We start from the raw sequence: 22,884 nt of genomic DNA, 5'->3' as shown, positions 1-22,884 counted from the left end.
GACAGTCCCGAACCTGACGCGTGCTGATGCCAGACGTCGAGCACCGCGGCAACGATTGCTTCGGGCGCGTCTTCCTGGACAAGGTGCTTGGCGTTGGCGATAACCGTGAATGACGCGTTTGGAATACGCCTCGCGAATTCCTCCCCATCCTTTACCGGGGGATGAACTCGTCTTCAGCACCCCACAGTATCGTCACTGGGCAGCGAATCTCGCCATAGCGCCATTCGACCTCCTCGCTGTATTTGTCGTCCATTTGAGCGATCTGGCGCCAGAACGCCTTCTGCCCCTCTTCCTCAAGCCAGGGATCGAGATAGAGCCGCATCTCCTCCTCAGCCAAAGTGCGCTTGACCGCCGCGCTGATGTACGCGCGCAGCATGGCCTCATGGACATAGGCAGGCAGTCTGGCGAACACCTCTCCATGCGCTTTCGCCGCCTGCACCAGCGCTGAGCCCTGCGGGCTGATCGCGACCGGGTCGATCAATATGAGGCTGCGGTAGTCGACACCGTCAAGCAAATGCGCACGCAGCGCCACCGAGCCACCGAAGTCATGCGCCACGATATCGGGCTGCTCGGCACCCCAATGGTTTACGAGTGCCGCGAACAGGCTGTTCTGAGTGCCGTGCAGGACGTCGCCCTCGGGCTTGGTCGAGCGTCCATAGCCGAGCATGTCGTAGTAGAAGACCCGTCGATGCCGCGCGAGCCATGGCACGATCCGCCGCCATTCGAGCGAAGAGAATGGCGAGCCATGCATGACGACCGCGGGCGGCCCTTCGCCAATGACGCCCCAGGCGATCTCATCACCGTTGAAGTCGAACCGCTCGGGCAACTGCCAATCCATGGCTTTTCTCCTGATCAGATTTCCACTGGGATCGAAATCACTCGTGCTAGCCAGGTAGAATCCGGATTACGGCCGTGAACAACGAATGCACGCAGCGCATTCCCCAGCCCGTGCCCGACTGGCACCTTAAGACAGCATCTGCAGACATCCGGCGGCCATGCATGGGAAATGACCGATGCCATTCACGGGCCGGTGCAAATGATCCCGGGACCGGTGATCCAAGCCCCGACTGTCAGAACCTCGACGCCGATCTGTCCGAAATCAGATGGCGCAAGAACCATTGAGCCGCGAGATCCGCGACTTCGTCCAGGGCGCCGGGAGGCAGCGCCAATACGATGACGTCGTCGCGCCCGGCAAAGCGAACGAGTTCCCCGGCCAGTCGCCGTCCGGCCGATCTGTAAAGATGGCAGCCATGAGCTTCGATCCGCGTGCATCTGTTTTCCCGGTGCATATTCTTTCAGCCTGTGGCCACTCTCGTGGGATGACCGCGGCACCGGTATCATTTTGGAACTCGCTCGCTGTCTCGACGTTCCAAGAATAGTTTCGATCGCGAGGGAGGCGCGTTGGCGCGCGGATCGAGCAGACCGCGGTCCGTGTCCGGACGCCTGGCGATCTCCGATGCGCAGCAGGAGGCGGTTTGGCGCCTCAGCAATCAGAGAGAGGAACATCCCATGCAAGTTCAGGAGATTATGTGCCGTCGGACCGAACTGGTCGGCCCGAACACGACGATCAGGGATGCCGCCAGGAAAATGCGGGCCGACAATCTCGGCGCCCTTCCGGTCGGCGAGAATGACAGGTTGGTCGGCATGGTGACAGACCGCGACATTGTGATGCGCGGCGTCGCCGAAGAGCGCTCAGCCGGCAACACGACCGTTCGCGAGGTCATGTCTGAGCATGTCCATTGGTGCTTCGATGACGCCGACATCACCGATGCGGCGAAGATCATGGCCAAGCATCAGGTGCGTCGTCTTCCGGTGATCAACCGCGACAAGCGTCTCGTCGGCGTCATTGCTCTGGCTGACCTCGGGCGGACCGATGAGGAAGCCGCCAAGATCGCTCTCGAAGGCATTTCCGAGGCGACGGACGATCCTCGTCGCTAGAGCAATTCCAGGAAAAGTGCGTAGCAGTTTCGCTCCGGAATTGCTTAAAACCAAAACTTGGAGCGGTTTGGGGATTCCGTGAAACACTGAACCGCTCTAGACGCTCGCCTGAGCGGATGCTGGCATGCGTCCTCCTCCGTCGGGGCTGAACGTCCCCTGCTCAGGCAGCCTTCGGTTTGGCCACTATCGCGCTTATGCGGCGTGTCTTGTCCTTTGCAGCGGGGTTCTTCGGAAGCTCGACAGCCGACAAGAATGCGCATCGGGACATGCCATCGCGGAACAACGGGCCGGCACGCCTGTTTGGTCAATCCACCCAGTCGGATTTCAACGAAAGGAGATTTCGATGAACGCCACCAGACTGGACGTATTCGACAAGACACTGCAGACCACAAACATCTGGCTCGACGAGATCATGGACGAGATTGGACCGGATCGGCAGGTCGCCTGGCACGTTCTCGGAGCGGTGCTGCACGCCCTGCGCGACCGTATCCAGCCGGATCTTGCAGCCCACCTCGGCTCGCAATTGCCGATTCTGGTTCGTGGCGCCTTCTATGACCAATATCAGCCCTCCAAAGCTCCCGAGAAGGTGCGGTCGCTCGACGAGTTTCTAGCCAAGATCAAGGCGGAGCTTGAGCTCATCCGTCCGCTCGATTCCGAGGATGCATTCAGGGCCGTGTCCAAGGTGCTTGCCCATCATGTCGAAGAAGGACAGATGCACAAGGTCTGGGACTCCCTGCCAGGAGAGATCAGACGGGTCGCCGAAGCTCAGCAAGCGGCGTGAACGGCGCCGGCGCGGGTTTCTCGGTCGCAATCTCCTGGGGAAATAGCAATGCCACTCACCCTTATCAGCCCGGCGTTCCCGGCAGGCGGAAAAATTCCCGAAAAGTACGCGCGCGACGGCCAGAACGTCTCGCCGCCGCTGAAGTGGTCCGGTGTTCCTGACGGTACCAAGAGCCTTGTTCTAGTCGTGCAGGATCCCGATGCGCCAAGCGGGACGTTCGGGCACTGGGCGGTCTTCAATATCCCGCCGGATGCCGGCGGACTTGCCGAAGCCGAAGATGGCAAGCCCGGTCCGTCGGCACTCAGGCAAGGCACCAACGATTTCGGCAATGCCAATTACGATGGTCCGCAGCCGCCTGCGGGGCATGGCGTCCACCATTACCACTTTCGGCTGGCCGCGCTCGATGTACCGAGCCTCGGCGTACCGGGACAGGCGGGCGTGCATCAGGTCTGGAAGCAAGCCCAGAAACACGCATTGCAGGAGACGGAGTTGGTCGGAACCTACGAACGGCCAGCATGAGGCCGGCGGCATTGGTCGCCGCCTTCACAACTGCCGCTTTCACAATGCAATCTGGGCAAGCGGTTTTCGGGCGGGGCCGTGGATGACCGAGCCGTCGGCGGCAAAGATCGAGCCGTGGCAGGGACAATCCCAGGTGCGGTCGGCATTGTTCCAGGATACGGTGCAGCCTTTGTGGGTGCAGGTCGCCGAAACCGCCTGGAGTGCTCCTTCGGTGTCTCTCCACGCCGCAATCTTTTCGTCTCCCCTTACGATCACGCCACCCATGCCGGGCGCTATATCGTGTGTGCTCGAGACGATCGATTGACTGCGGCCATTCTTGTGGAAGTCCTCGGGATAGGGCCGCGCCGGATCGTAGAGTTTTTGCCATCGGCTTGGGCGGCCGCAGATCAGGTCGGCGATCATCGTGCCCGCGACCGTTCCGTTGGTGATGCCCCAGGCGTTGAAACCCGTGGCAATGTGGAAGCCGGCCGCCTTGGTGGGATCGGGTTCGCCGGCGTATGGGATCCTGTCGGCCGTGTCATAGTCCTCATTGCACCAGCGCCACGCAACGTCACCGACGGGAAGGTTCTTTCTCGCCCATTTTTCCAGTTCGACGAACCGCCTCGCCACGTCGCCATCCCAGCCGGTGTTGAATTTGGGGCCGAGCGCGACCAGCAGTGGACCTTCGGCATCACGGCCCGTGCGGATGGAATGCGTCGGATCGTCGATGCCGATGAACATGCCGTCGACAGGGCGGGGATCATCGACCCGAAAGGCCATGGCGGTGTGGCAGCGCGGTTGCGTCCGGTTCGCCATGCCGACGGGACTCTTCACCGTCATGTTGGTGGCGACAACGACGTCCCCGGCATCAACGACGCCGCCATCGGTCACGACGCGCCAGCGGCTTGCCTCGTCGATCGAGGTGGCGCGGCTGTTTTCGAAGATACGGCCGCCATGGCCTGTCACCGCTGCCGCCAGGCCAATCAGATACATCGTTGGATTGAACTGCGCCTGGTCGGGGAATCGTAATGCTGCGGTCGTTTCGAAAGGCAGCGGCGCGCGCTCGAGGAGATCGGCCTCCAGCCCGACCTGGCGCGCGGCTTCCGCCTCAGCCACGACCTCCGCGCGCCGGCTTTCATTGCACGTGTAGGTATAGGCGTCCTTGCTCTCGAGATCGCAGGCGATGGCGTAGTTGTTGACCCAATCGCGGATTTGTTGCGCGCCAGCGGAATTCGCGTCGGCGTAGTCCTGGGCTAACTCCCTGCCGACAGTGTCGATGAGATGACGATAGATCAGCGCATGCTGCGTGGTGATCTTGGCCGTCGAGCGGCCGGTGACCTGGCCGCCTGTCCGCAGGCCTTCGAGGATGACCACCGACCGGCCAGCCTCACAAAGGCGAAGCGCCGTCGTCAGGCCGACAATTCCAGCACCCACGACAACGGCGTCCGCACGGACCGAACCTTCGAGCCGGGGAAAGTTGGTGGCGGTGGCTGCCGCAACCCAACAGCTTCCCGGTTTTCCTAAGAGAATGGCCATTTCAACCGCGTCCCTCGCGTCTCGATGCGCTTCCATCGACAACCGGGCCGGCGGAGGAACGTTCCCGGGGTTCGTCGCTTTCAGTCGATCGCACGCCACCCCGGGTCAGAAAAGCGCCGGGAAGGTGCGAGGTGCAGGCCATCACCCAAGTGATCGCCTCGCGGTCGTATTCGTCGCCCGAGCGCCAGTCCTCGAAGAAGGCGTTCAGCCTGTCGACACGCCCCGGCCAGATACCGGCGGCCTGCAGGCCGAGTGAAACGCCGTAATTGGTGAAGGCGAACTTGGTATCGCCCAGCCATGGGGCGCGGCTGAAATAGCCGGGCGGGTCGACCCACATCGTTTCCAGGGTTCGCAGCGAACGCCTCGTCTGCGCCTCTGCCCACGGCTCGTCGGGAAAGAAATGGGCGAGCCACAGCATCATGCCCAGGCCGAGGTCCTGCTCGATGTCGAGGGTGCGCCAATCCCGCTCCATCAGGTCGCGCATTTGCGCGATCTCGACCGCCAGCGCGTCCTCACCGAGCATCCGGTAAGAGACGTAGCCGTCATAGGCATCCATGCTGCCGAGACCGTAGCCAGGATATGGGCTGCTCAGATCCTCCTGCATCTTCCAGATCACGCCGCGGCCGGGGATCACAAAGGCCGGGTGAATGTCACGCGCCAGGGCAATGCCGCGCTTGCGGTATTCCGGCTTCAGATCGCCGAGACGCGCCAAGGCGAACAGCCACATCGCCAGATAATGGAAATACTGGCCGTCGCGATCCGCCGCCTCGCCGATCCTCAATCCGCGCCGGCGGCCGAGCACCCGCTCGACATCGGCCACCAGCCGGTCGGCCGCGCCCAGCCAGCGCTCTTCGCCAGTTTCTGTATAAAGCGAGACATAGAGCACGACGCCGAATGCATCGGTCCAAAGATACCGCAAGCCGTTGGGCCAGACGCCTTCGGCGCGCAGCCAGTCGAGTTTTCGCAGGACATAGTCGAGGTCATGCAACATTGAGCCAAAGTCCTAGAACTGGCGGAACTGGCCGGTATTCGGCCCCGCGCGGTTGCGAGCATGCCGAATTTCGAGCTCTCCTCGGTCCGATTGATCTTGCCAGATATCGCGAAACGATCTGATCGGCGGCGGGTTCCTTGGCCGCTTTGCCCGGCGACCGGATATCCTCGTCCTGATCACGAGTTTCGGGGCCAGGCACTCATAGCGGGATGTGCGAGGTTGCCAGGCGTTTCGGGCGTTTCGATCGGGGAGGCAAAGTTGCGACGCCGCCAAAGCCGAATTTGAGGCTGGCGAGGCCGCAGCCGAGCGCGGTTCTCAGCGCTTACGCCGCTCAACCCCGAACGACTTCAGCTAAGCAAAGCCTAGTTCTAACTGCCTGTTATACAATGAGAAACTGGCGCACCGTCGCAGGTGGTGATGAGAACTATGTCTACGCTATAGTCCTCTAAGATGAGTATCGGAATGTCGCCATAACTCTCTGAAATAAAAAGAGGAATTGGCCCATGCGTGGTGGGTGGAAGGCGAGGCGGTTCTACCTTTCTGTCAGGAATTGCGCCTGCTGATGTTGCCCCCCCAAGTCACGTATGGCCGCCGCTGCGGATGACAATTAACGACCTATGTGGGGCCGTCAGCAGACTAGCCGCCTTAGTGATAATGGACAGGTTGCCACCGTCTGGCGACCACATATTGTGCTAATCCGGCGCGGCCCAGTTACTCACGGGTCGCCATTTTCGATATTGTAGCAGACTTAGGAACGCTTCTAGTTGGCAAGATCAGGCAGCGGCGACGTCAAAATCCTCGCCGAGTTCTTCAGATGGAATCCGATGACGATTTACCAACAGAGTGCGGATCATTAGAGGAGATACGCCAAAGTGTTCAGCCGCATCACGTTGTCCCTCCGACGAGTAGTCCCCTGCAAGAATCTGCTCCACCTCCTCGAAGGGGCTCAAGAACTCAGCTGCGAACGCCCGCTGCATCTTTTGCCGGTAGGTGTAGGCACGGGTTGCTGGAAATAACCGATTTGATCGCGGCGATAGTAAGCGATCACCAAGTAATCGTGCTAGCTCGAACCGCCTACCTTCATGCCATTTCGAACGCAGGACCAAACGGCTCGTGTCTTTCTGGTCGTCGACAACGAACGAAAACTCAGCCACACGGTCCTTGCGGGACTCAAGGGCTGACGCGGCAGTGCCGGCGAGTGCAGCGAGCTGCTTGTCGGAGATCGGATTGCCGTTGAGGCGCTCCTGCTCACGCAGCACCCGGGCTGCCCGCGCGCCGATCAGCCAAGCTGGCGTCTCACCTGTCGCCCTGATCCCTTCATGGGTGCGCAGGCGCACCGCATCACGCGCTGAGGCTTCGTAGCCGTTATTGCGTGCAAGTGTCTTTAGGTCATCGAACGTGGGGGTGTTGGAACCTGCATGAAGTGCGGCGATTTCTTGGATGCCATCAGTTCCGGCCTCGCCAGCATCCGCGATAAGCTGTTCGACGATTGCAGGATTGGCTTCATCAGGATCCTCGCCAAGCAAGGCCTCGAATTTGCGACGCGTTGCAAGCTCGGGATTACTTCTCTCCTCCGAGAGGCTTTCAAAGATGGCATGCAGGTTCGTGCCGGAGACTCCCTGCGCATCCAGGCGTTGGAAGACTTGCGAGAAGAACTCGTCGAGCCCGGCTTCGAATTGTCCGGATGGGAGAACCGCCGCGCGATCTGAGATGTAACGGAAGGGCGTATCAGCGCGCTCAGCCGTCGGATGAGCGACAAGCGCCGTGCGCTCCCCGTCCGAGAAGATCGTTATATTGGGCCAGATGTAACCTTGGCCGATAGCCCCCATACAATGTGTCTGATCCCATTCCCGCGACAAGGAGCGAGGCTCCCAGCGGAGCCTCCACCAGTTCCACGCAAACCATTCGGCTAAGTGATACCCTGAAAGATAGGGTCGCGTCCGTAGTCGATTGGCGAGATAGTCATGTCCCTCCGTTAGCCAGAGATCATTGACACGGATGCCAATGGCGCCGAAGCAGGCCTGCTCCTCTGCGGGTACGCCCTGCAGTGCTTCCCACTCGACCTCAATTCGCCAATTCACGGGCATCGCCGTTTCCACTCACTCAATATGTAGTCCCGTACGACCTTCTCGTGTTCCAGCGGGTAGCCGTGGTACAGGTCAGGCGACCGCGGGTCGCTTTTCGATTCATATACGACGCCGTCGGCGCCGACGGTCCATATATACTTTGGAAAGCCGTTCTCCAAACGGCTGACCATTTTGGCGCGAATCCCTCTCTCTAGCAACGCCTCCGCTTCTCCGAGCCGAATTGGCCGCACCATATCACACAACGACTTTGTGGGCACGGGGTTCGTTCGCTCAAAGCCGTAGTCAAGCGGGTATCGTTTGTGATGTCCGCTGCCGACATACTTTGCTTCATCAGCCAATGCGTCGATCGCCTCGTCGGAGAGCTGTTCAAGATCTTCCACGCGGCGCTTTGGATTATTTCCCTGCCGTGCCATCAGTCACCGTCACTCGCAAACTCGAGAATATAGGCATGCCACAGTCTATTTGTCAGGTGCGAACCGAGCACTACCGGCGGGCGGATGCGGTGGTCCGCACCTCAGAGTTGACCAACCAAGCCGCAGCAGCTCCCCAGAGCTTGGTGGGCAGCTCGCTGTTCATCATTTCAAGCCGGCCTTGATGGCTACGATCGGGGAGTTGTGCATAGCGGAGATCAGCACAATTGATTACTCAGATTCGGCCAAATGATCGAGCAACCATTCGCCGGCCTCCAGATCTGCGACGGCGGTAAATTCCACGTCGATGGATCGATTGGGCGCCCCTGCAAATCGGTCCCGGTAGCCAGGGAGGCAGGTGCAATCGCGCGAACGCTCGATACCAATAATCCCGATCACGCTATCCGCGCTTTCCGGGGGTATTCGCATGCGGCCGTCGCGAAGGGCGAGATAGAGCGCGTCGATGGCGGATTGATCGCCGAGGGTGGCAAGCGCGGCTGGATGACGGAAGATATCCAGTGACCAGCCCGCCGCTTGCGCTTTGGCGAGAGCGCGAGCTCGTCCCCTTTTTTCGTCGATGACGGGTAAGAAGTTTCTGGCCGAGGCGACGGCGATCGTTGCCGCCTCACCATCGTCCAGCGAAGGCGCGATCGACGTGAGTTCGTAGAAAATCACGTACTCCGCCTCAGTCAAACCGGCGAGCGTTACGGTTCCATTCGCCACGAGACTGTACAGGAAGCCGTGCTCCCCGTTCCTGCGGCTCGTCTCGTGTTCCAGTTCTCCAGCCACGATCTCGGGGACAAGAATTTCGTTGGGAATGGCTGCGAGTATCTGCTCGCCGTATTTGCAGGCGTGGAGGTTGATCAGAACACTCGTGTCGAGAACCAGCGGGTCCGTGATATCAATCAGGGAGCTTGAGCAACTCATCCGTCTCTCTTTCCTCAAGCTCGATTTGATCAACAATGCCGCGAAGCTCCACTCGGCCCACCTTCAGCAGCTCCGCCAATTGTCCTTCCGACATCAGTCCTCGCTTCCAAGCGGCGTGTGCCATGAGGCTCAGCCGGTGCGAGATCGGTCGATCGGCGTCACTCTTTGCCGGATCGCGGCGATCCGTCATTTCGCCCAGGACCTCCCGAACATGATCGTCGGTGATGCCGCCGTTGTTCTCGAACCAGGCCCAGGTGCCGCGCTTGACGAGACCCAATTCTTCGAGCCTGAGACCGCAAGCCTGGCGCGAGATGTTGTACTGTTGGGCAAGGAGGATGATCAGGCGTCGGGTCGTCTTGCCAGTTATCTCCTTCAGTTGGCGAAAGCTTTCCGAGAAGCTTTCGGCCGGCGTCAGGAACGCGCGGCCAAAGGCGTTTGCGTAGCGTTCATCACGCGACAGGAATTTCTCATCTTCCTCAAGCACTTCCGGGGTTTGCCGGGTGCCATAGAAATGGCCGATTTCATGAGCTGCGGATTGGATGCGACGTGGCAATGGATGGTTGGCGTTGAGAAGAATGCAGGCGCCGATGCTCTCATCGTAAGTGAACAGGCCCGCCACCTTCGAGTTCGAAGAAAGGCGGCGCTGATACAAGCGGATGCCGAGGCCCAGCTCGATAACCGAAAAGATATCGGCAATCGGCCCTGGGCCGAGACCCAGCCAGTCGCGCAGTTCCTTGGCATGCTTTTCTGCCAATGCAACGACGTCATCGTCATTGATGCCGCGCGCCGGCGGGTAATTTCTCCGCCGCTGGATACCTAGAATGTTCTCCATTTCAACGTCCGCCTTGATCAGATCGTTGAAGAGCAGAATGGCCTCGGTGGTGTGTGCATCTTCCGTCTCACGCAGTTTCCGGAAGCGGGGCATCAAATCGGTGTGGACGGCTTCTCTGCGAAGGAGTGCGTTCACAGACACGCCGTAGTGACGAGCCAACATCTGGATTTCCTGGACGCGCACACGGCGCACGCCCTTCTCAATAGATACCAACGTCGGGCGGGACATACCTATGACCTTGGCCGCGACATCCTGCCGGATATCCGCGTTCTCCCGCGCGATGCGCAGTCGACGTCCTATTTCTTGCGCGCTCAGCTCATTCAAATCGGCCATAGCGCCCTCCATCCATCCAGCTCTTCAAAAAGCTTTGTTCTCCTTGCGCGGACAGAAATGCCCGCCATTCCACGGCGTGCGTACCCAACATTGTCCTTAGCTTCGTCAACGTTTCCTCAGTGCTTTTCCCGATTGCCGCCCCGATCTGCGAGGCGTGGACGCGAAGGGCGTCATCAGGCAAGCTGGCAAGCTCGGCGAGATGCTGCAGGTGCCGTGCGCCCACGCTTCCGTATTCGACCATGATGTCCCGATCTGCCTTCAGGGGTACGACGGATAGGGCGCCGCTCGCGTCAGTAGCGGCCAGATCGGACACGACATAAGCGTCTCGCGCCTCGTTAACACCAGCTGCATGCAAACTAACGCGCCTGAGCAAACAGGCGGCACACAAGCCACACTGCTTTCGCCCCCCGACATTCACCACGCGGCGGCTCTGCCAGCAGGAATGAGTGCTCGTCAGGTGCCGTTCGGTATTTCCGGGAATGTCCAGGAATGCTCGTAGCGTCTGCCCCTTCGTCGACCACAAACGTGGCTGCTCAAACTTGCCCCGATAGCCCAGCAGTGCCGTGATGAACCGCTCCATCTTTCGGAAGAAAGTTGGATAGTTGCGATAGTCAGGATAGATGTTGTGCAGAGGCAGCAATACGGGTCCGAGCGCACCCTGGCCGCTCTCGGGGACCATGATACGCGCCACGCTAGAAAGCTGCGCCGCAATTGCCGCTACCGCTGCAAACTGGAAACCGCGCGATCGGAAGCTGCTTTCGTGTCCGCGATATCCCTGCACCTTGAACGGGATCTGCGTGAAAAAGCTGTCTCCGGCTTTCCGGCGCTGGCGATTGCCGGCGATTCGAATGCATAGGGCCTCGTCCTGGTCGCCACTCAACGCAGAGACCGCACGCGAATCCAAGCCGTCGCTGTAAGCGACGGCGAAGGTCTTGGTCTTGCCGAAGTCCAGCGGAATCTGCCGCGAACCGATGGGCGAGCGATCTTTCGCTCCAACGAAGGAAAACCGCCACGTGTCGCCGGTCAGGTGGTTCAAGACGCCATGAAGGCTCTTCAAAACCTCCGGCTTCTCCCAGCTTTTGAGGTCGATGACCGGAACTGTCACTTCCAGGGTCCGGCGCCACCCAAGCGGGCGCTTCCAACGTCGGTCAGCAAACTCAATGGCGGCACACAAGACCAGCATGTCGTAATGCAGCGGCTGGAAGCCCTTCACGTCGAACGTATCCAGAACTGCCGCATTGAAGCGAATGTGCCGGCCGACTTCCGCCGTTACAGCGCCCTTCGGGAGAGCGCGGCCGGGCCTCTGCCCCTTCTCGATTACGAACAGGTGCTTGCCCGATACGGGTGACTCATGCGTACGGGCACTCACTCTTCCGGCCCCACGTCCACGCCGGCTTTCTTTTGAACTGCCTGCCGGAAAGCGCTCTTATTGCCCGTGGCGAGGGCATCGCAGAGCTCGTTGGACTTGATGGCCGCAAACGTCTCGCGGTTCCGCTCTATGCCCTTGTGATAATCCTCGCGCTTCATGTCACCGAGCTCGCGGGCGCGAATGCATTCTTCGTCGAGCCGGTTTTTGGTGGTACCGATCCACTCTTTCGCCGTGCTTTCGAGCGATCGGTTGAGAGCCTCGTCGATAGGCATCTGGTCACGCAAGTTCGCGATCAAACGCCGCTGAAGCGCATCCGCCAAAGGCGAGGTTGGGTGACTCTCGAAAATCGTTTCGACCTCCGACACCGGGTCTAGATCCATCTGCATGCGTTCCGCATGCGCCTTGAGGTCGCCGAAAAGCGGGCCAAATTCCTTCATGTCGACGTCACCAATCATGCTGTGACAAGCCTGCATCGTCCGCTCTTCCGTGCTGACCGCGTCGCTGACCAGGTCTTGCCCGTACCGTTTCCAGCGGCTGCTGAGTTCTGCATTTCTGAATGGCCCATCGGTCATGACAACCTCCTATGTCGGCAGGATTGACATAATATCTGACAAAGTCAATATTCTTAGATGAAAATCTGACAATTGGAGATCTGAGTAGGAAAATCCCTTGCTTTGTGTGGGCGGACGCGATCGCTTGGCGTTCCTCGCGTACCTCACCGGTCCAAGTTTGGGCTTGCTATCGAGCTTCCAACAAGCAGAGAGCGTATCCCCGCGCCAATACGACTGGTCGCCATGAAGTGGAAAGTGATAGGCTTTGAGACGTCGTATCGGAGCCTTGTCGCTTGTCCCACACTGTCCTGATCACGCCGGATAATCCAGCACTCGCTGACCTGGAGCTTTCTTGGGCGACGGTTGAATACTCGGCTGAGGACGGCATCGGCCCACTGCGATCGTTGTATGAAGCCGGCGACGCTCTCCTAGCCGTCGGGATTTTGGATAGAGATGGGGCGACCATCCTGGGAAGTGGCGTCATGGTCGGCCCGGGCCTGCTTGTCACCGCGACCCATGTGCTGGATGAGTTTCCGCGGGTTCGTTTGGGCTGACGTTCGCTGTTGTCAGTCGCAATGTCCCCTTTCAGGCTTCCAGCGAACGCAAACCGATGGCAGACACCCATTCATCGACGAGACGAGCATACTGCCGGGTGGCTCATATGGCTCGTATCATCGACGCGGTTCGGAAACAGGTAATCGGCCGCGGTTCCGCCCCGGCGTTCCAGCCACGATAACAGGCTGGCGCGAACCTCGGTGGTTAGCTCGAACGGAACCGGTCGGCCGGTCTTCCGCTATATGACGATCGCTCGGGTCCGAATGTCTGCACCTGCGACGACATCGCCGATCTTGATTTTGATCAGATTGCATCCGCGAAGCTTGGAGTCGATCGCCAGGTCGAAAAGCGCGCGATCTCTCAGACGTCCTTCTCGATCGAAGAAAAAGCGGATTGGCCTGCTGCCGGGGGGGCGTCGCCCCCGCATGAATCAAGGGCGTCCACGGTCTTCCTGCCGTGCAGACCCGGCGATCCCCCATCTTTGATCCATGCACTGCCGGTCTCGCCGACGCAGGAATTCAAGGTCCTCCCCTCCTCCTATCGAAAACAATAGTCTGCTGGCATTTGCGGCGTATCTGGCGCATGTTTAAAATTTATAGGATGGGAAGACGCTTTGCAGTTCCGGTTTTGGGCATCCCTTATTGTATTTATCGGCTCGTACTTCCCTTTGGGGCTTATCCTGCTTGCCCAGGACTATCGGTACGATCAGTTGTTCGCGCCCGTATGCTGGCCGCCCTTTTCCAACGGGTGCGCTCTACCCCTTCGTAATGGCATTTTTCCACTAGCGATCTTTTGCGTCACGCTGGTTTGTTTCGTTCTGTCACTGGGGTCTCTGGCTACGGTGAAGCCGAAGACGCGGATTGATGTATTAGAAAGCAAATACATTCCAGCCGAGTTGATGAGTTACACATTGCCCTATGTTGTGTCCTTCATGAGCCTTGACTATCAGGAGACTGGCAAGTTTGTCGGGCTTCTGATCTTCCTAGCGTGGATGTTCTTGATCACCTATCGCTCGGGACAGTTGATCCTGAACCCTGTGCTCATCGTGTTTGGCTGGCGCCTATATGAAATCAGCTTCTCATTTCCAGGGGACAAGGAGAAGCGCACGGCTAGGGCTCTTTCCAGAGTCCCGCTGGAACCGAGCCAGCCGTACGACCAGTCCACAGTCCAAGACATCATGATCATTAAATCCGACCATCATAAGGGGGGCAAATGATGACGGCACTTCAAGACTTAAAGAACTTTGACCCGGCAAACGCTCAGGTCAATCTTTGGACCGTGAAAGGGCCCAGCGGGCAAGCGGCACAAAGTCCGACTTACTCAGGACATTGGGTCGAAACGACCCCGGGCGTCGACCAGGCCCTGAAAGAGGCCTTCGCGGCCGATTCAGCCCGTATTGAGGAGGTTTTGGACTATAGCCTTTTGGCACAGAACAATGAAGCTAGCGCCCTGCATATCCAGGCCGATGAGACCCATAGCGGCACTCTGATCGCGGAAATCGCCGCAGAAGTTGCAAGCAAGAAAGCGCGGACAGTTAAACACCTTCAAAACTCAAAATTCTACGTGGCCAAGTTCATTGCCGGTGACCAGATCGTGTACGGTGTCCGCAAAACCGACACTGGATGGAGAACCAAGAAGGCCGCGTCAGTGCGCAATCTCTATTTTGCAGACGAGCAGCTCGCCCTCGATGAGAGGCCGCATTTTGAGTTGAGCCGCACCTTCGACTTTTTTATCCTCGGCGACGACATCCTGATCTTGGATAAGGGCCACTTTGAAACGGTCCTGCGCCATAAAGCCGAGCAGCGCGAGGACTTTGCAGCGCTCCGCGCCGAACCTGAATTCTTGGCGGTCTTTGTGAGCATTGACCCTCTGGTTGCCTATATAGGCGATAACAAAATACAGCTTCGTCGCGCCTGTGCCATCCATAGCAAGGGACATTACCGCGATCCGATCTTTATGGAGCAGTTGCGCAACAACCAAGCCGAATACGGGTTCACCATCGAGTTTGATGACCAAGGGAGAATTGTCGCAACGCCGGAAACCTGCGCACAGATCATGAAGGCGCTGCTGGATCACCGTCTAAAATCAGGTTTTTCATCACTGATATACGATGTACAAGACACCACGCCGGTTAATGTCTAGACCTTTCAGAACGTTGCGTAAATTTTAAACCGGCTCAACGGTAAATCTGCACTCTGACAGATGCTTTCGGTTGCAGATAATCTACGAGCTATATAATGCAGTTCTATAGCTCATGACGCGATATTTGGCTCAGAGCTTGGGTGCTACAACGGTCGTATCGCGGACTCGATCGATATAGCTCGCAGAAAACTCGTAGTCAGTGATCTGTTCAGCAGAGCGGCCTTGATTTCTTGGTACGACCTTTTGTGGCGCTGCCTCATGGTGCGGCAAGCCTACGACCCATTGTCGAGACTCTGGAGATCGGGCCGACGCGAGCGAGCCCCGCCCGCTTATCGAGGCGTTCAAAGCTTTTAAATAGAGGGTTTAGTCATAGAGTCTAGGTTGGCTGGTTGATCGGCATTATCGAAAATTCGGGTCGATGGCGTCAGACAGGATAGGGCAATCTCAGGTGCGTTACGCAGACAAACCTATTCCCACATAATTTCCGCCGCCAAATATTCCCGCATTACTATGCGCACGACCATGCCGCCGGTTTGCATGACAGCATAGCGGTAGACGCCTTCCTGAACGATGACCCAACCGTCGTCCAGATCGTCACCGGTCAAAAACCGGCTCATCATCCGACTGCCAACTTCTGGCAAAAGCCCATCCGGCCAGGGAATATCCTCGAAGCTTGCGGTTTGGTCGCTTGTCAGGGACGCCAGCGGTCCAAACCAAACACCCGAAGGAGCTTCCAAGAGAGGCTCTGAAATCTCGTAGTACGCATGACCTCGCGCATTCTTAACCAACACGTTCTCGAATCGTGGCAACTCCGGCAACCACAACATCGTCTCTTCCCCAAACAAGTCTCTGTCGATGTGTTTGGCTTTCTCAACGCGCGAGCGCAGCTGAGGATTGCTTCGGAATATGTGCGCCGACCGCTCGATTAACTGGGCCTCGGGTTCGGTGCTTCCGGACAGTAGAGCCCCGAGGAAACCTGCGACGTATTCCTCGTCCTCCGCGAAACCGGAGTTGCACGGCTGGCAGACTTTCATCAGCGGCATGTTAGCCGGATACGGTTTGTCGAGTAGCACCTTGGAGGGTGCGTGGTCCCGGTTGGTGGTCACTTGCACTATCCAACCGCCGCAATGTATGCACCAGGATTTCTGTCGCCGATCTGCAGTGTCTTCTACCTGTTTCATCCTACCTCGCGCGGCTCAACTCGTCGCTGCAAGCACAAATCTGAGCGCTACGACGACGCGCTCAAATTGCCTGTCTATCTGTTTGCCGGGAAGTCCCTTGCCCGTTGCTCCAATACCACGGGTCCGCAGCCGCATTACAAGCCGAGCGCACGATGAGCGCAATACGATTGCAGCAAATGCGCACCCAGGTAGATTCAGCCACGTCGGCTGGCCTGGATTGTCAGGCGGCAGCTAAAAACGGTCGAGCTTAGGATACTGCCCGTCGGGGCGAGCGGCTGGTCGAGCAGCAAAACTGTGCGTCCAAGCTGGCCCGGATCGCCTGGGACGTGATGTCAAAGCAACGCCCCTATGAAGCCGTAACGGCCTCGAAAGGGTAACGAGTTGGTCGAGCGGGCGCGTCCCGGCAACTGCTCGGCCGCATGAAGTCTGCGGGAGGATGTACATAGAGGCCGAACGGTTGATCGGCGTTTGGCAAACCTGTCAGCAGTGAGTGGCCCTTTCGAGGCCGTGTATTTTGTTAGGAGCCGGAGCGCGAATCTCCATCTTGGCAGGGCGCCCAACGCGCCGAGGCCGGATACATTGGTGCAGACCGGGTGTGCCTCTCAAAACATACCGTTTGCAAACAGGGCGGCCACACATTGCCTGCGGCCGCGCTGATCGCGAGACGGCCGGACCGCGCCGGATTGCCTGTGACGATGCTCCGTCACTCCGATGGAAAAGTGCGCCACGACGGTTCCCGTGCTGCAAATAAGCAGCGCTGCTACGCCGTCGTAGGGCGCGGAAGACTGCACGGCGCATCGGAATTCAACGCAAGAGTACGGAATCGTGGTGTAGAGCATAGAATGGTGTATTATCGTATATTAGAGGAGGAACGACGATGGCGACCAAGTCTCTCAAAGTACGACCGATTAAGACGGCAAGATAAAAGGCCGCACATTGTGGCGCGGACGGCTGGCTGTTTTTGTTGGCGCTTTCGCCATTTCTCACACATTGCTCGCCTTCGCTGCAATGTGCGATTTTATAATAAATTATTGATCTGGTGTGAGAATCTCCAAGGTGCGGAGCACATCCGCTGGCCCATGCCGGGTTTGCCCCTTATCCTTCAAACGTCTGCACTGGGGCCGCTTGCTGCCGGTCACCTTCTGGGACTTAGGCCACGAAAAGCAGCCTTTTGTTTCGGTGGCCAACATGCGGATCTGAGCTATCCACTAGACGGCCGAGCCGCCAATAGATTGCCCCCTCAACTTGGGAAGAGAGTGGACGGAAATCCGCAGACTCAATGACGTTAGCGTCCCTCGCCACCTCAAACTCACAAGCCGCTGCTCCTAAGGACGTTGACAAGTGGCGGGTTTGGCAATCTTCGGTTTCGCAGATAGCCATCAGAGCGCGCGATCTTAAAGTACAATACGTTAATATGTGCGCACTTCACACTATAAGGGTGGATAAGGGTGGGCTAACGAAATTTCGGGTTTTCGATTGTAATCGATGTCATTTTTGTGATCGTACTGCCGGACGAATCAGGATTGACCAGATGCTCGGATTGCTACGGCCCCAGGAAAGCGCTCAATATCCATGACGTCGCCGAAGAATGCTAGTCGACAGCTTTTAGATCTTCAGCACCGCTTCAGAGGATTGATTGCTAGCTTTCGATCGAGGCGTTTCGTCGAAGAACGCGTGGCACTTCCGCATCGCACCTTCCGCTCAGGAATGCAGGATTTGCTGCTCGACGCACGCGCGGCCATCGAACCAGCGCAATACCGTGTCTATCTCGAATGGATTGCCGAGCAGGCGAGCGGTCAGCTTGGTGATCTGAACGCAGTGCCGATTGGTTATGACGAGCTTGGGGGAGTGTACGCCAAAGCCCCGATCGTCTCGCTGGAGCATGAGCTGCTTTGGATTACTGAGCGGCTCCGCATTGAGGCCCCACGGCTCACTGTGCTGGTGGAGGCCACCGCGACCATCCAACGAACGGTCTTTGCTGGCGCCTATGAAGAAGCGATCGAAGGGATCGCCGCGTTGCAGGATCTGCTCGGCGTGTCTCTCTGGTCGATACAGCTACGGCTCGCGCTCGAGCATCTCGCCGGCGGGCTCGAGCGGCAGAAGCGATATTCGGCAGTATTGCGTAAGATCCACCGTACCGGCCTGCTCAACTTTACGGCGTATCATACCAGCGTGCGCAACGAAGACCGAACCACGCTGGCAAAGTTCATGGATGATATCGAGGTTCGTATCAACGGGCTGACTACCCATAACGACTCGACCAAGGCTTATGATCGCTACCGGCTAAAGAATGACTTGCCCATCACCGATGCTGGCCTCGCTGAAGTGTTACGCGTCGAGCAGAGCCAGGGAATTGTCGACATCTACGAGACCTTCGTCAGAGTTCTCCAGGAAATGGTTCGACAAGACCCGGCGCAGGAGCGTGCCGAGCTAATCGTGCGCTGCATCAATCAACTAGCGATCGACGATTTTCGCCTCGCCAAACTGGTCGCCCTGCTCGATCCCGCGCGCCCGCGCAAACTTCCACCGCGCGCCACGGATATATCAAACGCACTGTTCGAAGGCCGGGTCCACCGGGCCATGCGACTTGGTCTGCGGGTCCTATCTGACGACCCCTGGCAGTTTATCTACGCCGGGTTCGCGCTCGGCCATGGAGATCGAGAACGCGACACTTCGCCTGCGCGCCCGACCGATGTCGCCGCCTTGATCGCTCGCGTGCAAAGCCGCTGCAACGGGTCGGACGACGCGTGGGCCAAGCTCGCCAAGATGGCGCTCAATTTGCGCGGGCTACCCCTCGCCGCCGGACTTGTTGAGTGCATGATCCAGCTACGCAGGCGCGAACCCGACCAGCCGTGGCGGCCGTGGCTGATCGGTCTGAACAGCCCGACCCACGGCCCGGAGGACCAGCCTTGGAATCTTGGCTGCACGGCCAGCCAACTCTTTGGCGACGCCACCTGTGCGGCTTGGTATGAGGCCGCTTGCCCGGGCGTTAGCCTATCCCAGGGACACCGTATGTTGCGGGCAGTCGGCCATATCCATCGGGGCGAATTCGAACAAGTGGTCGAGACATTAGGGCCTTTCGATGAAAATTGGCCCGAACCTCTGCGCAATCTTTGTGCCCTGGTCCGATTGCATGCCGTGTACGCCCTCGGCGAACGGCAGCGGGTGATCGTGCTGATCGCAAACGAGGGGACACGGAGTCCGACCCATGCTCAGTTTTTGCCGGTCGTCAGCGCGCTGAAGAATTTCGCTTGGCATGATTACAAGGCGGTTACCGTTCCACTGGCAGCGCCGATCGCGCTGCATTTGCTGTGGAGCGAAAAGGAATCAAGCGAAACCGCTTCAAAGATGCGCTTTGCGACAGGACACACGCTGCGCCAGCTCAGTGTCTCGCGTCCATCCGATTTAGAAGCGATCACGCTGCCTGTGGCGCCCCACGAACTGGTCTATTTCCTTCGCTATGTTTGCGTACCCGACATCATCGACCTCACTCGATTATTCTCAGGCACGCGGGCGATCCTGGAGGAACGCCAAGCGATCTGCGGCCTGCTCGGCAGGATCGATCCGCGTAACAGCGAGGCCTATCAGGCTGAAATCATTGTCATCGCCAATGACTTGGAACTCGACGAAGGGCGCTGGATCGTTGACAGCACTCGCATTCATGTCAATAGCGAGGGACTAATCCGCTGGGCGCTGCGCGAACTGGCTGAGGACTACGCCCGCTACCGGGACCTTGTCCATATCGACATAAATGCCAAACAGTCTTTCGATGACGTGCTGCGTGAACTGGAGACGACGCCCTCGAACCGCAGCAATTTTGTGCCGGAGAATGAAGCAGACGCAGTCCTCTTCAGCATGTTGCGGCGGCTTGCGGAAGAGTTTTTGACAAATGCCAGTTTCGGGCTAGACTTTTATCTTTCGAAACGCGTCCGCCATCAAAGCTTCATCGGCCTAATTCGCGGGCCGCTTGAGTTTGCAGGACTGATCACAACCCGCGAATCGGAGGCGGGCGATTATCATCGCAATGACGCTTGGCTCGATCGCTTCGACCATATTGAGGATGCCGCGCGCATTAATATCGACGCGGCCTTGCGCCATTTCGCCATGCAATTCGACGAGATAATCGCCCAGGCTAAGGACACCTATTTCCACCTCCGTAGCACCGACAAACCTCAGGGCATGATTACCATCGACCTCAACGACCGGCTGGTGGGCCTTTCCCGGGCGATGATCCGGTTTGACCTGACCTTCCCGGAATTCATACGCGTTGCGTTGCCCATTTTGTGGGCGGCCATCGAACGCTCCTTGTCCTTGATCCGAAACTTCATCACCGACGACATCAAGTCGCGCGTGATTAAGGAGTTTGACGTGGTTAGGGCATCGGTGCGTCAGCTTGCCGAGCACGATAGCGCGTGGCTCGAATTCGATGCCGCGATGGGAGGTGCGGCTAACGAAGTCCAGCTCAAACTCGACGAAGTCGCTCAGTGGTTCGTGCATGCTGACACCTTGCGACAGCACCGGCTATTCTCGCTCGAGCAGATCCTGCGGATCGGCGTAGACACCGCCCTAAAGTCGCAGCGGGGGTTTTCGCCCGAAATCGCCCAGTCGGCGGAGGGCGATCTCCATCTTCACGCCGCGAACTTGGTGTTCGTTCATGACGTAGTCTTTGTCGGCTTAGGCAATGCCCGTAAGCATTCTGGGCTCAAAACACCGCACATTGACGTCTCTGCGAAATGGAACGAATCCGATGCGACCCTAACCTTACGCGTCATTAGCGATTGCCGCACATCCAACCGCGCCGAAAAGGAAAAGCATGCCGAGGTGATTCGCAAAATCATCGCCGAAGGTTCGCATGACCGCCGCACGCGGGTCGAGGAAGGCAGCGGCTTTGCCAAGCTTGCCGCAGTGGTCGTCCAGTCTGAGCGCGGACGCATTGATTTCGGGTTCACCCCGGAGGGGCGTTTTCTGCTCGAAGTTACCTACGCGGTCATCCTGTTTAGCGGAAACCAGTCCGATGCCGGATGAGTCGCGCATCCTGGTGGTCGAGGACGAAGCGCCCAAGCGCCGACATATCGAGGCCCTGCTAGTAGACTTGGTACCCACCGCCAAACTGCTGTTCGCCCGGTCGATTAATTCCGCGCTCGACGTCCTCGAGACCGGCCCGATTGATCTACTGATCCTCGACATGTCGCTGCCGACGTTCGATGTTGGCGAGCGCGAGCGCGGCGGGCGCCCGCAGGGCTTTGGCGGCACTGAAGTCCTTCGCAACATGGCGATGGCGGAAATCGAATGCCCGACCATCGTTATTACCGGCTATGAAGGCTTCGTCCGCGAAGGGGGCAGCACCGTCGATCTCGCGCAACTGCGCAACGAATTGATGGACGAGTTTCCCAGCGTTTTGCGGGCGGTTCTTCATTACAATTCGACCTTCGATGAGTGGAAGACCGTGCTTCGCTCAATGCTCGTCGAGACCGGGCTCAGGAAGGATCCGCAATGAAGATTTTAATCGTGGACGATCATCCCAAACGCTATGACCGGCTGATCGCGGCGTTTGGCGGAATCGGCGTTGCGCGCGAGCAGATCGACTTGGTCGGTTGCGCGAACGCCGCCCGCGAAAAAATCGAGCAGCACCTCTATGATCTACTCATCCTCGATATCCTGCTGCCGCTCTGGCCCGAAGCTGACGAGTCGGTTCAGCATTCCGCCGACCTGCTGTTCGAGATCCGTGAAAAGGAGCTCCCTAACCCGCCGCGCCACATTCTCGGCATCACCGCCGATCGCGAAATTGCCGCTTCCGTGCTGCGGGAATTTGAGGACCAGACATGGACGGTCCTAAATTATGCCGACGACAATGACGAATGGGTCAGTCGCGCGACAAATTGCGCCCGCTTCCTCCTCGCCCGTCGAGCCGAGCCCCAGAAGCAAGATGAGCGGATCGACTTGGCGATCGTCTGCGCTCTGGCCAAGCCAGAACAGGCAGAAGTGCTCAAACTTCCATGGAACTGGTCGGCCGCTCGGCCGATCGATGACTTGGTGTTTGTGCATGACGGCCATCTTGAGGTCGGTGGTCGTCGTCTCACTGTGTGTCTGACGACGGCACCGCGCATGGGAATGGTTTCGACTGGGCTGCGTACTGCGTCGATCATCGCGTTGCTCAAGCCCCGACTGGTGGCGATGACAGGTATCTGCGCTGGCGTCCGCGACAAGGTCAAATTGGGCGATGTGCTGTTCGCAGACCCCTCGTGGGATTTCCAAAGTGGCAAGAGAGTTCGCGACAAGGAAAGTACCCAGTTTTCGATGCGGCCACATCACCTTCCCGCCTCAGCCCTGGTGCGTAGCCATGTAGAGCAATTGCGTGACGACAAGGCCGCTCTGGGAGCCATTGCCGCCAACTACCCAGAAGATCCCTCAGGGGTGCCGCGGATATTTGTGGGTCCAGTAGCATCGGGATCGGCAGTGCTCGCCGATGGCAATGTCATCAAAGAAATCCGAGCCCAGCATCAGGAACTGATCGGCGTCGAGATGGAGATATATGGCATGTTCGCAGCAGTGCACGCCGCGACCAGGCCGCAGCCATTATGCTTCGCGTTGAAAGGCGTGTGCGATTTCGCAGATCCGGACAAGGAAGACGGACATCAGCGCTTTGCCGCATATGCCAGCGCCCAGGTCCTGGGACTCTTAATCGAGCGTTACGGAGACCGGCTCGTCTGTCCCTAAGGTCCGTCCAAATTTTTGCGAACTTTTCGGAGGCTG

At 58.6% G+C, this 22,884-nt stretch carries 20 protein-coding genes and 1 pseudogene; 10 read left to right on the top strand and 11 right to left on the bottom strand.

All coding sequences use genetic code 11. The annotated features are described in order from the left end of the window. Positions 1-151: 151 nt before the first annotated feature. On the bottom strand, positions 152-838 hold the full coding sequence (locus LB535_RS06395) for an alpha/beta fold hydrolase (protein WP_224631577.1): 687 nt from the start codon (positions 836-838) through the stop codon (positions 152-154). Positions 839-1,103: 265 nt separating this feature from the next. Between LB535_RS06395 and LB535_RS06390 the strand changes: the two genes are divergently transcribed. From LB535_RS06390 to LB535_RS06375, 4 genes are all read left to right on the top strand, one after another. Then, on the top strand, positions 1,104-1,379 hold the full coding sequence (locus tag LB535_RS06390; protein WP_224631576.1) for a hypothetical protein: 276 nt from the start codon (positions 1,104-1,106) through the stop codon (positions 1,377-1,379). A gap of 148 nt (positions 1,380-1,527) precedes the next feature. Beyond that, positions 1,528-1,938, top strand: a complete 411-nt coding sequence (locus LB535_RS06385) for a CBS domain-containing protein (protein WP_263490577.1) — start codon at positions 1,528-1,530, stop codon at positions 1,936-1,938. A gap of 343 nt (positions 1,939-2,281) precedes the next feature. Beyond that, on the top strand, positions 2,282-2,719 hold the full coding sequence (locus LB535_RS06380) for a DUF2267 domain-containing protein (RefSeq protein WP_224631575.1): 438 nt from the start codon (positions 2,282-2,284) through the stop codon (positions 2,717-2,719). 48 nt (positions 2,720-2,767) lie between these two features. Continuing rightward, positions 2,768-3,238 (top strand): YbhB/YbcL family Raf kinase inhibitor-like protein, encoded by a 471-nt coding sequence (locus tag LB535_RS06375; protein ID WP_095768074.1) that lies wholly within the window; start codon positions 2,768-2,770, stop codon positions 3,236-3,238. A gap of 39 nt (positions 3,239-3,277) precedes the next feature. Here the strand turns inward: LB535_RS06375 and LB535_RS06370 are convergent, their stop codons facing one another. The 8 genes from LB535_RS06370 to LB535_RS06335 form a co-directional block, all read right to left on the bottom strand. Then, positions 3,278-4,753, bottom strand: coding sequence for an FAD-dependent oxidoreductase (locus LB535_RS06370; protein WP_224631574.1), 1,476 nt, complete (start codon positions 4,751-4,753; stop codon positions 3,278-3,280). Position 4,754: 1 nt separating this feature from the next. After that, positions 4,755-5,744 carry a hypothetical protein gene (locus LB535_RS06365; RefSeq protein ID WP_224631573.1) on the bottom strand — a complete coding sequence of 330 codons (990 nt, stop codon included), beginning with the start codon at positions 5,742-5,744 and terminating at the stop codon, positions 4,755-4,757. 773 nt (positions 5,745-6,517) lie between these two features. Beyond that, positions 6,518-7,831: an ImmA/IrrE family metallo-endopeptidase gene (locus tag LB535_RS06360; RefSeq protein ID WP_224631572.1), complete on the bottom strand. Its 1,314-nt coding sequence runs from the start codon at positions 7,829-7,831 to the stop codon at positions 6,518-6,520. Beyond that, positions 7,822-8,244 (bottom strand): hypothetical protein, encoded by a 423-nt coding sequence (locus LB535_RS06355; protein WP_224631571.1) that lies wholly within the window; start codon positions 8,242-8,244, stop codon positions 7,822-7,824. The genes LB535_RS06360 and LB535_RS06355 overlap by 10 nt, the downstream gene beginning before the upstream one ends. A gap of 228 nt (positions 8,245-8,472) precedes the next feature. Next, entirely contained in the window at positions 8,473-9,168 is a 696-nt protein-coding gene (locus LB535_RS06350; RefSeq protein ID WP_224631570.1) for a DNA-binding protein, read from the bottom strand. Then, positions 9,143-10,333, bottom strand: coding sequence for a helix-turn-helix domain-containing protein (locus LB535_RS06345; protein ID WP_224631569.1), 1,191 nt, complete (start codon positions 10,331-10,333; stop codon positions 9,143-9,145). Before LB535_RS06345 ends, LB535_RS06350 begins: the two co-directional genes overlap by 26 nt. Next, positions 10,317-11,702: a 7-cyano-7-deazaguanine synthase gene (locus tag LB535_RS06340; RefSeq protein WP_224631568.1), complete on the bottom strand. Its 1,386-nt coding sequence runs from the start codon at positions 11,700-11,702 to the stop codon at positions 10,317-10,319. Before LB535_RS06340 ends, LB535_RS06345 begins: the two co-directional genes overlap by 17 nt. Continuing rightward, complete coding sequence (locus LB535_RS06335; RefSeq protein ID WP_224631567.1) at positions 11,699-12,274, bottom strand: hypothetical protein; 576 nt, start codon at positions 12,272-12,274, stop codon at positions 11,699-11,701. The genes LB535_RS06340 and LB535_RS06335 overlap by 4 nt, the downstream gene beginning before the upstream one ends. Before the next feature lie 272 nt (positions 12,275-12,546). Here LB535_RS06335 and LB535_RS06330 point away from each other — a divergent pair, with 272 nt between their 5' ends. After that, on the top strand, positions 12,547-12,807 hold the full coding sequence (locus LB535_RS06330; RefSeq protein ID WP_224631566.1) for a hypothetical protein: 261 nt from the start codon (positions 12,547-12,549) through the stop codon (positions 12,805-12,807). A 43-nt stretch (positions 12,808-12,850) separates the two neighbouring features. Here LB535_RS06330 and LB535_RS28970 read toward each other — a convergent pair. Then, positions 12,851-13,235: pseudogene (locus LB535_RS28970) on the bottom strand (tyrosine-type recombinase/integrase); the annotation flags it as partial. Positions 13,236-13,421: 186 nt separating this feature from the next. Between LB535_RS28970 and LB535_RS06325 the strand changes: the two are divergent. Next, complete coding sequence (locus LB535_RS06325) at positions 13,422-14,024, top strand: hypothetical protein (RefSeq protein ID WP_224631565.1); 603 nt, start codon at positions 13,422-13,424, stop codon at positions 14,022-14,024. Next, entirely contained in the window at positions 14,021-14,950 is a 930-nt protein-coding gene (locus tag LB535_RS06320; protein WP_224631564.1) for a Kiwa anti-phage protein KwaB-like domain-containing protein, read from the top strand. The genes LB535_RS06325 and LB535_RS06320 overlap by 4 nt, the downstream gene beginning before the upstream one ends. A gap of 467 nt (positions 14,951-15,417) precedes the next feature. Here LB535_RS06320 and LB535_RS06315 read toward each other — a convergent pair whose 3' ends face one another. Next, the gene (locus LB535_RS06315; protein ID WP_224631563.1) at positions 15,418-16,056 is read right to left on the bottom strand and encodes a hypothetical protein; all 639 of its coding nucleotides are present in this window, start codon (positions 16,054-16,056) and stop codon (positions 15,418-15,420) included. A 1,647-nt stretch (positions 16,057-17,703) separates the two neighbouring features. On the opposite strand from LB535_RS06315, the gene LB535_RS06310 reads away from it, so the two are divergent. Genes LB535_RS06310 through LB535_RS06300 form a run of 3 tightly spaced genes read left to right on the top strand, consistent with a single transcriptional unit; the run spans position 17,704 to position 22,848 of the window. Further along, positions 17,704-21,156, top strand: a complete 3,453-nt coding sequence (locus LB535_RS06310; RefSeq protein WP_224631562.1) for a hypothetical protein — start codon at positions 17,704-17,706, stop codon at positions 21,154-21,156. Next, complete coding sequence (locus LB535_RS06305; RefSeq protein WP_224631561.1) at positions 21,146-21,628, top strand: response regulator; 483 nt, start codon at positions 21,146-21,148, stop codon at positions 21,626-21,628. The genes LB535_RS06310 and LB535_RS06305 overlap by 11 nt, the downstream gene beginning before the upstream one ends. Beyond that, entirely contained in the window at positions 21,625-22,848 is a 1,224-nt protein-coding gene (locus LB535_RS06300; protein WP_224631560.1) for a hypothetical protein, read from the top strand. Before LB535_RS06305 ends, LB535_RS06300 begins: the two co-directional genes overlap by 4 nt. Positions 22,849-22,884: the final 36 nt, after the last annotated feature.

This window comes from Mesorhizobium sp. CA10 (genome assembly GCF_020165285.1).
Lineage (GTDB): Bacteria > Pseudomonadota > Alphaproteobacteria > Rhizobiales > Rhizobiaceae > Mesorhizobium.
This window is presented reverse-complemented; position numbering and strand designations above follow the sequence as displayed.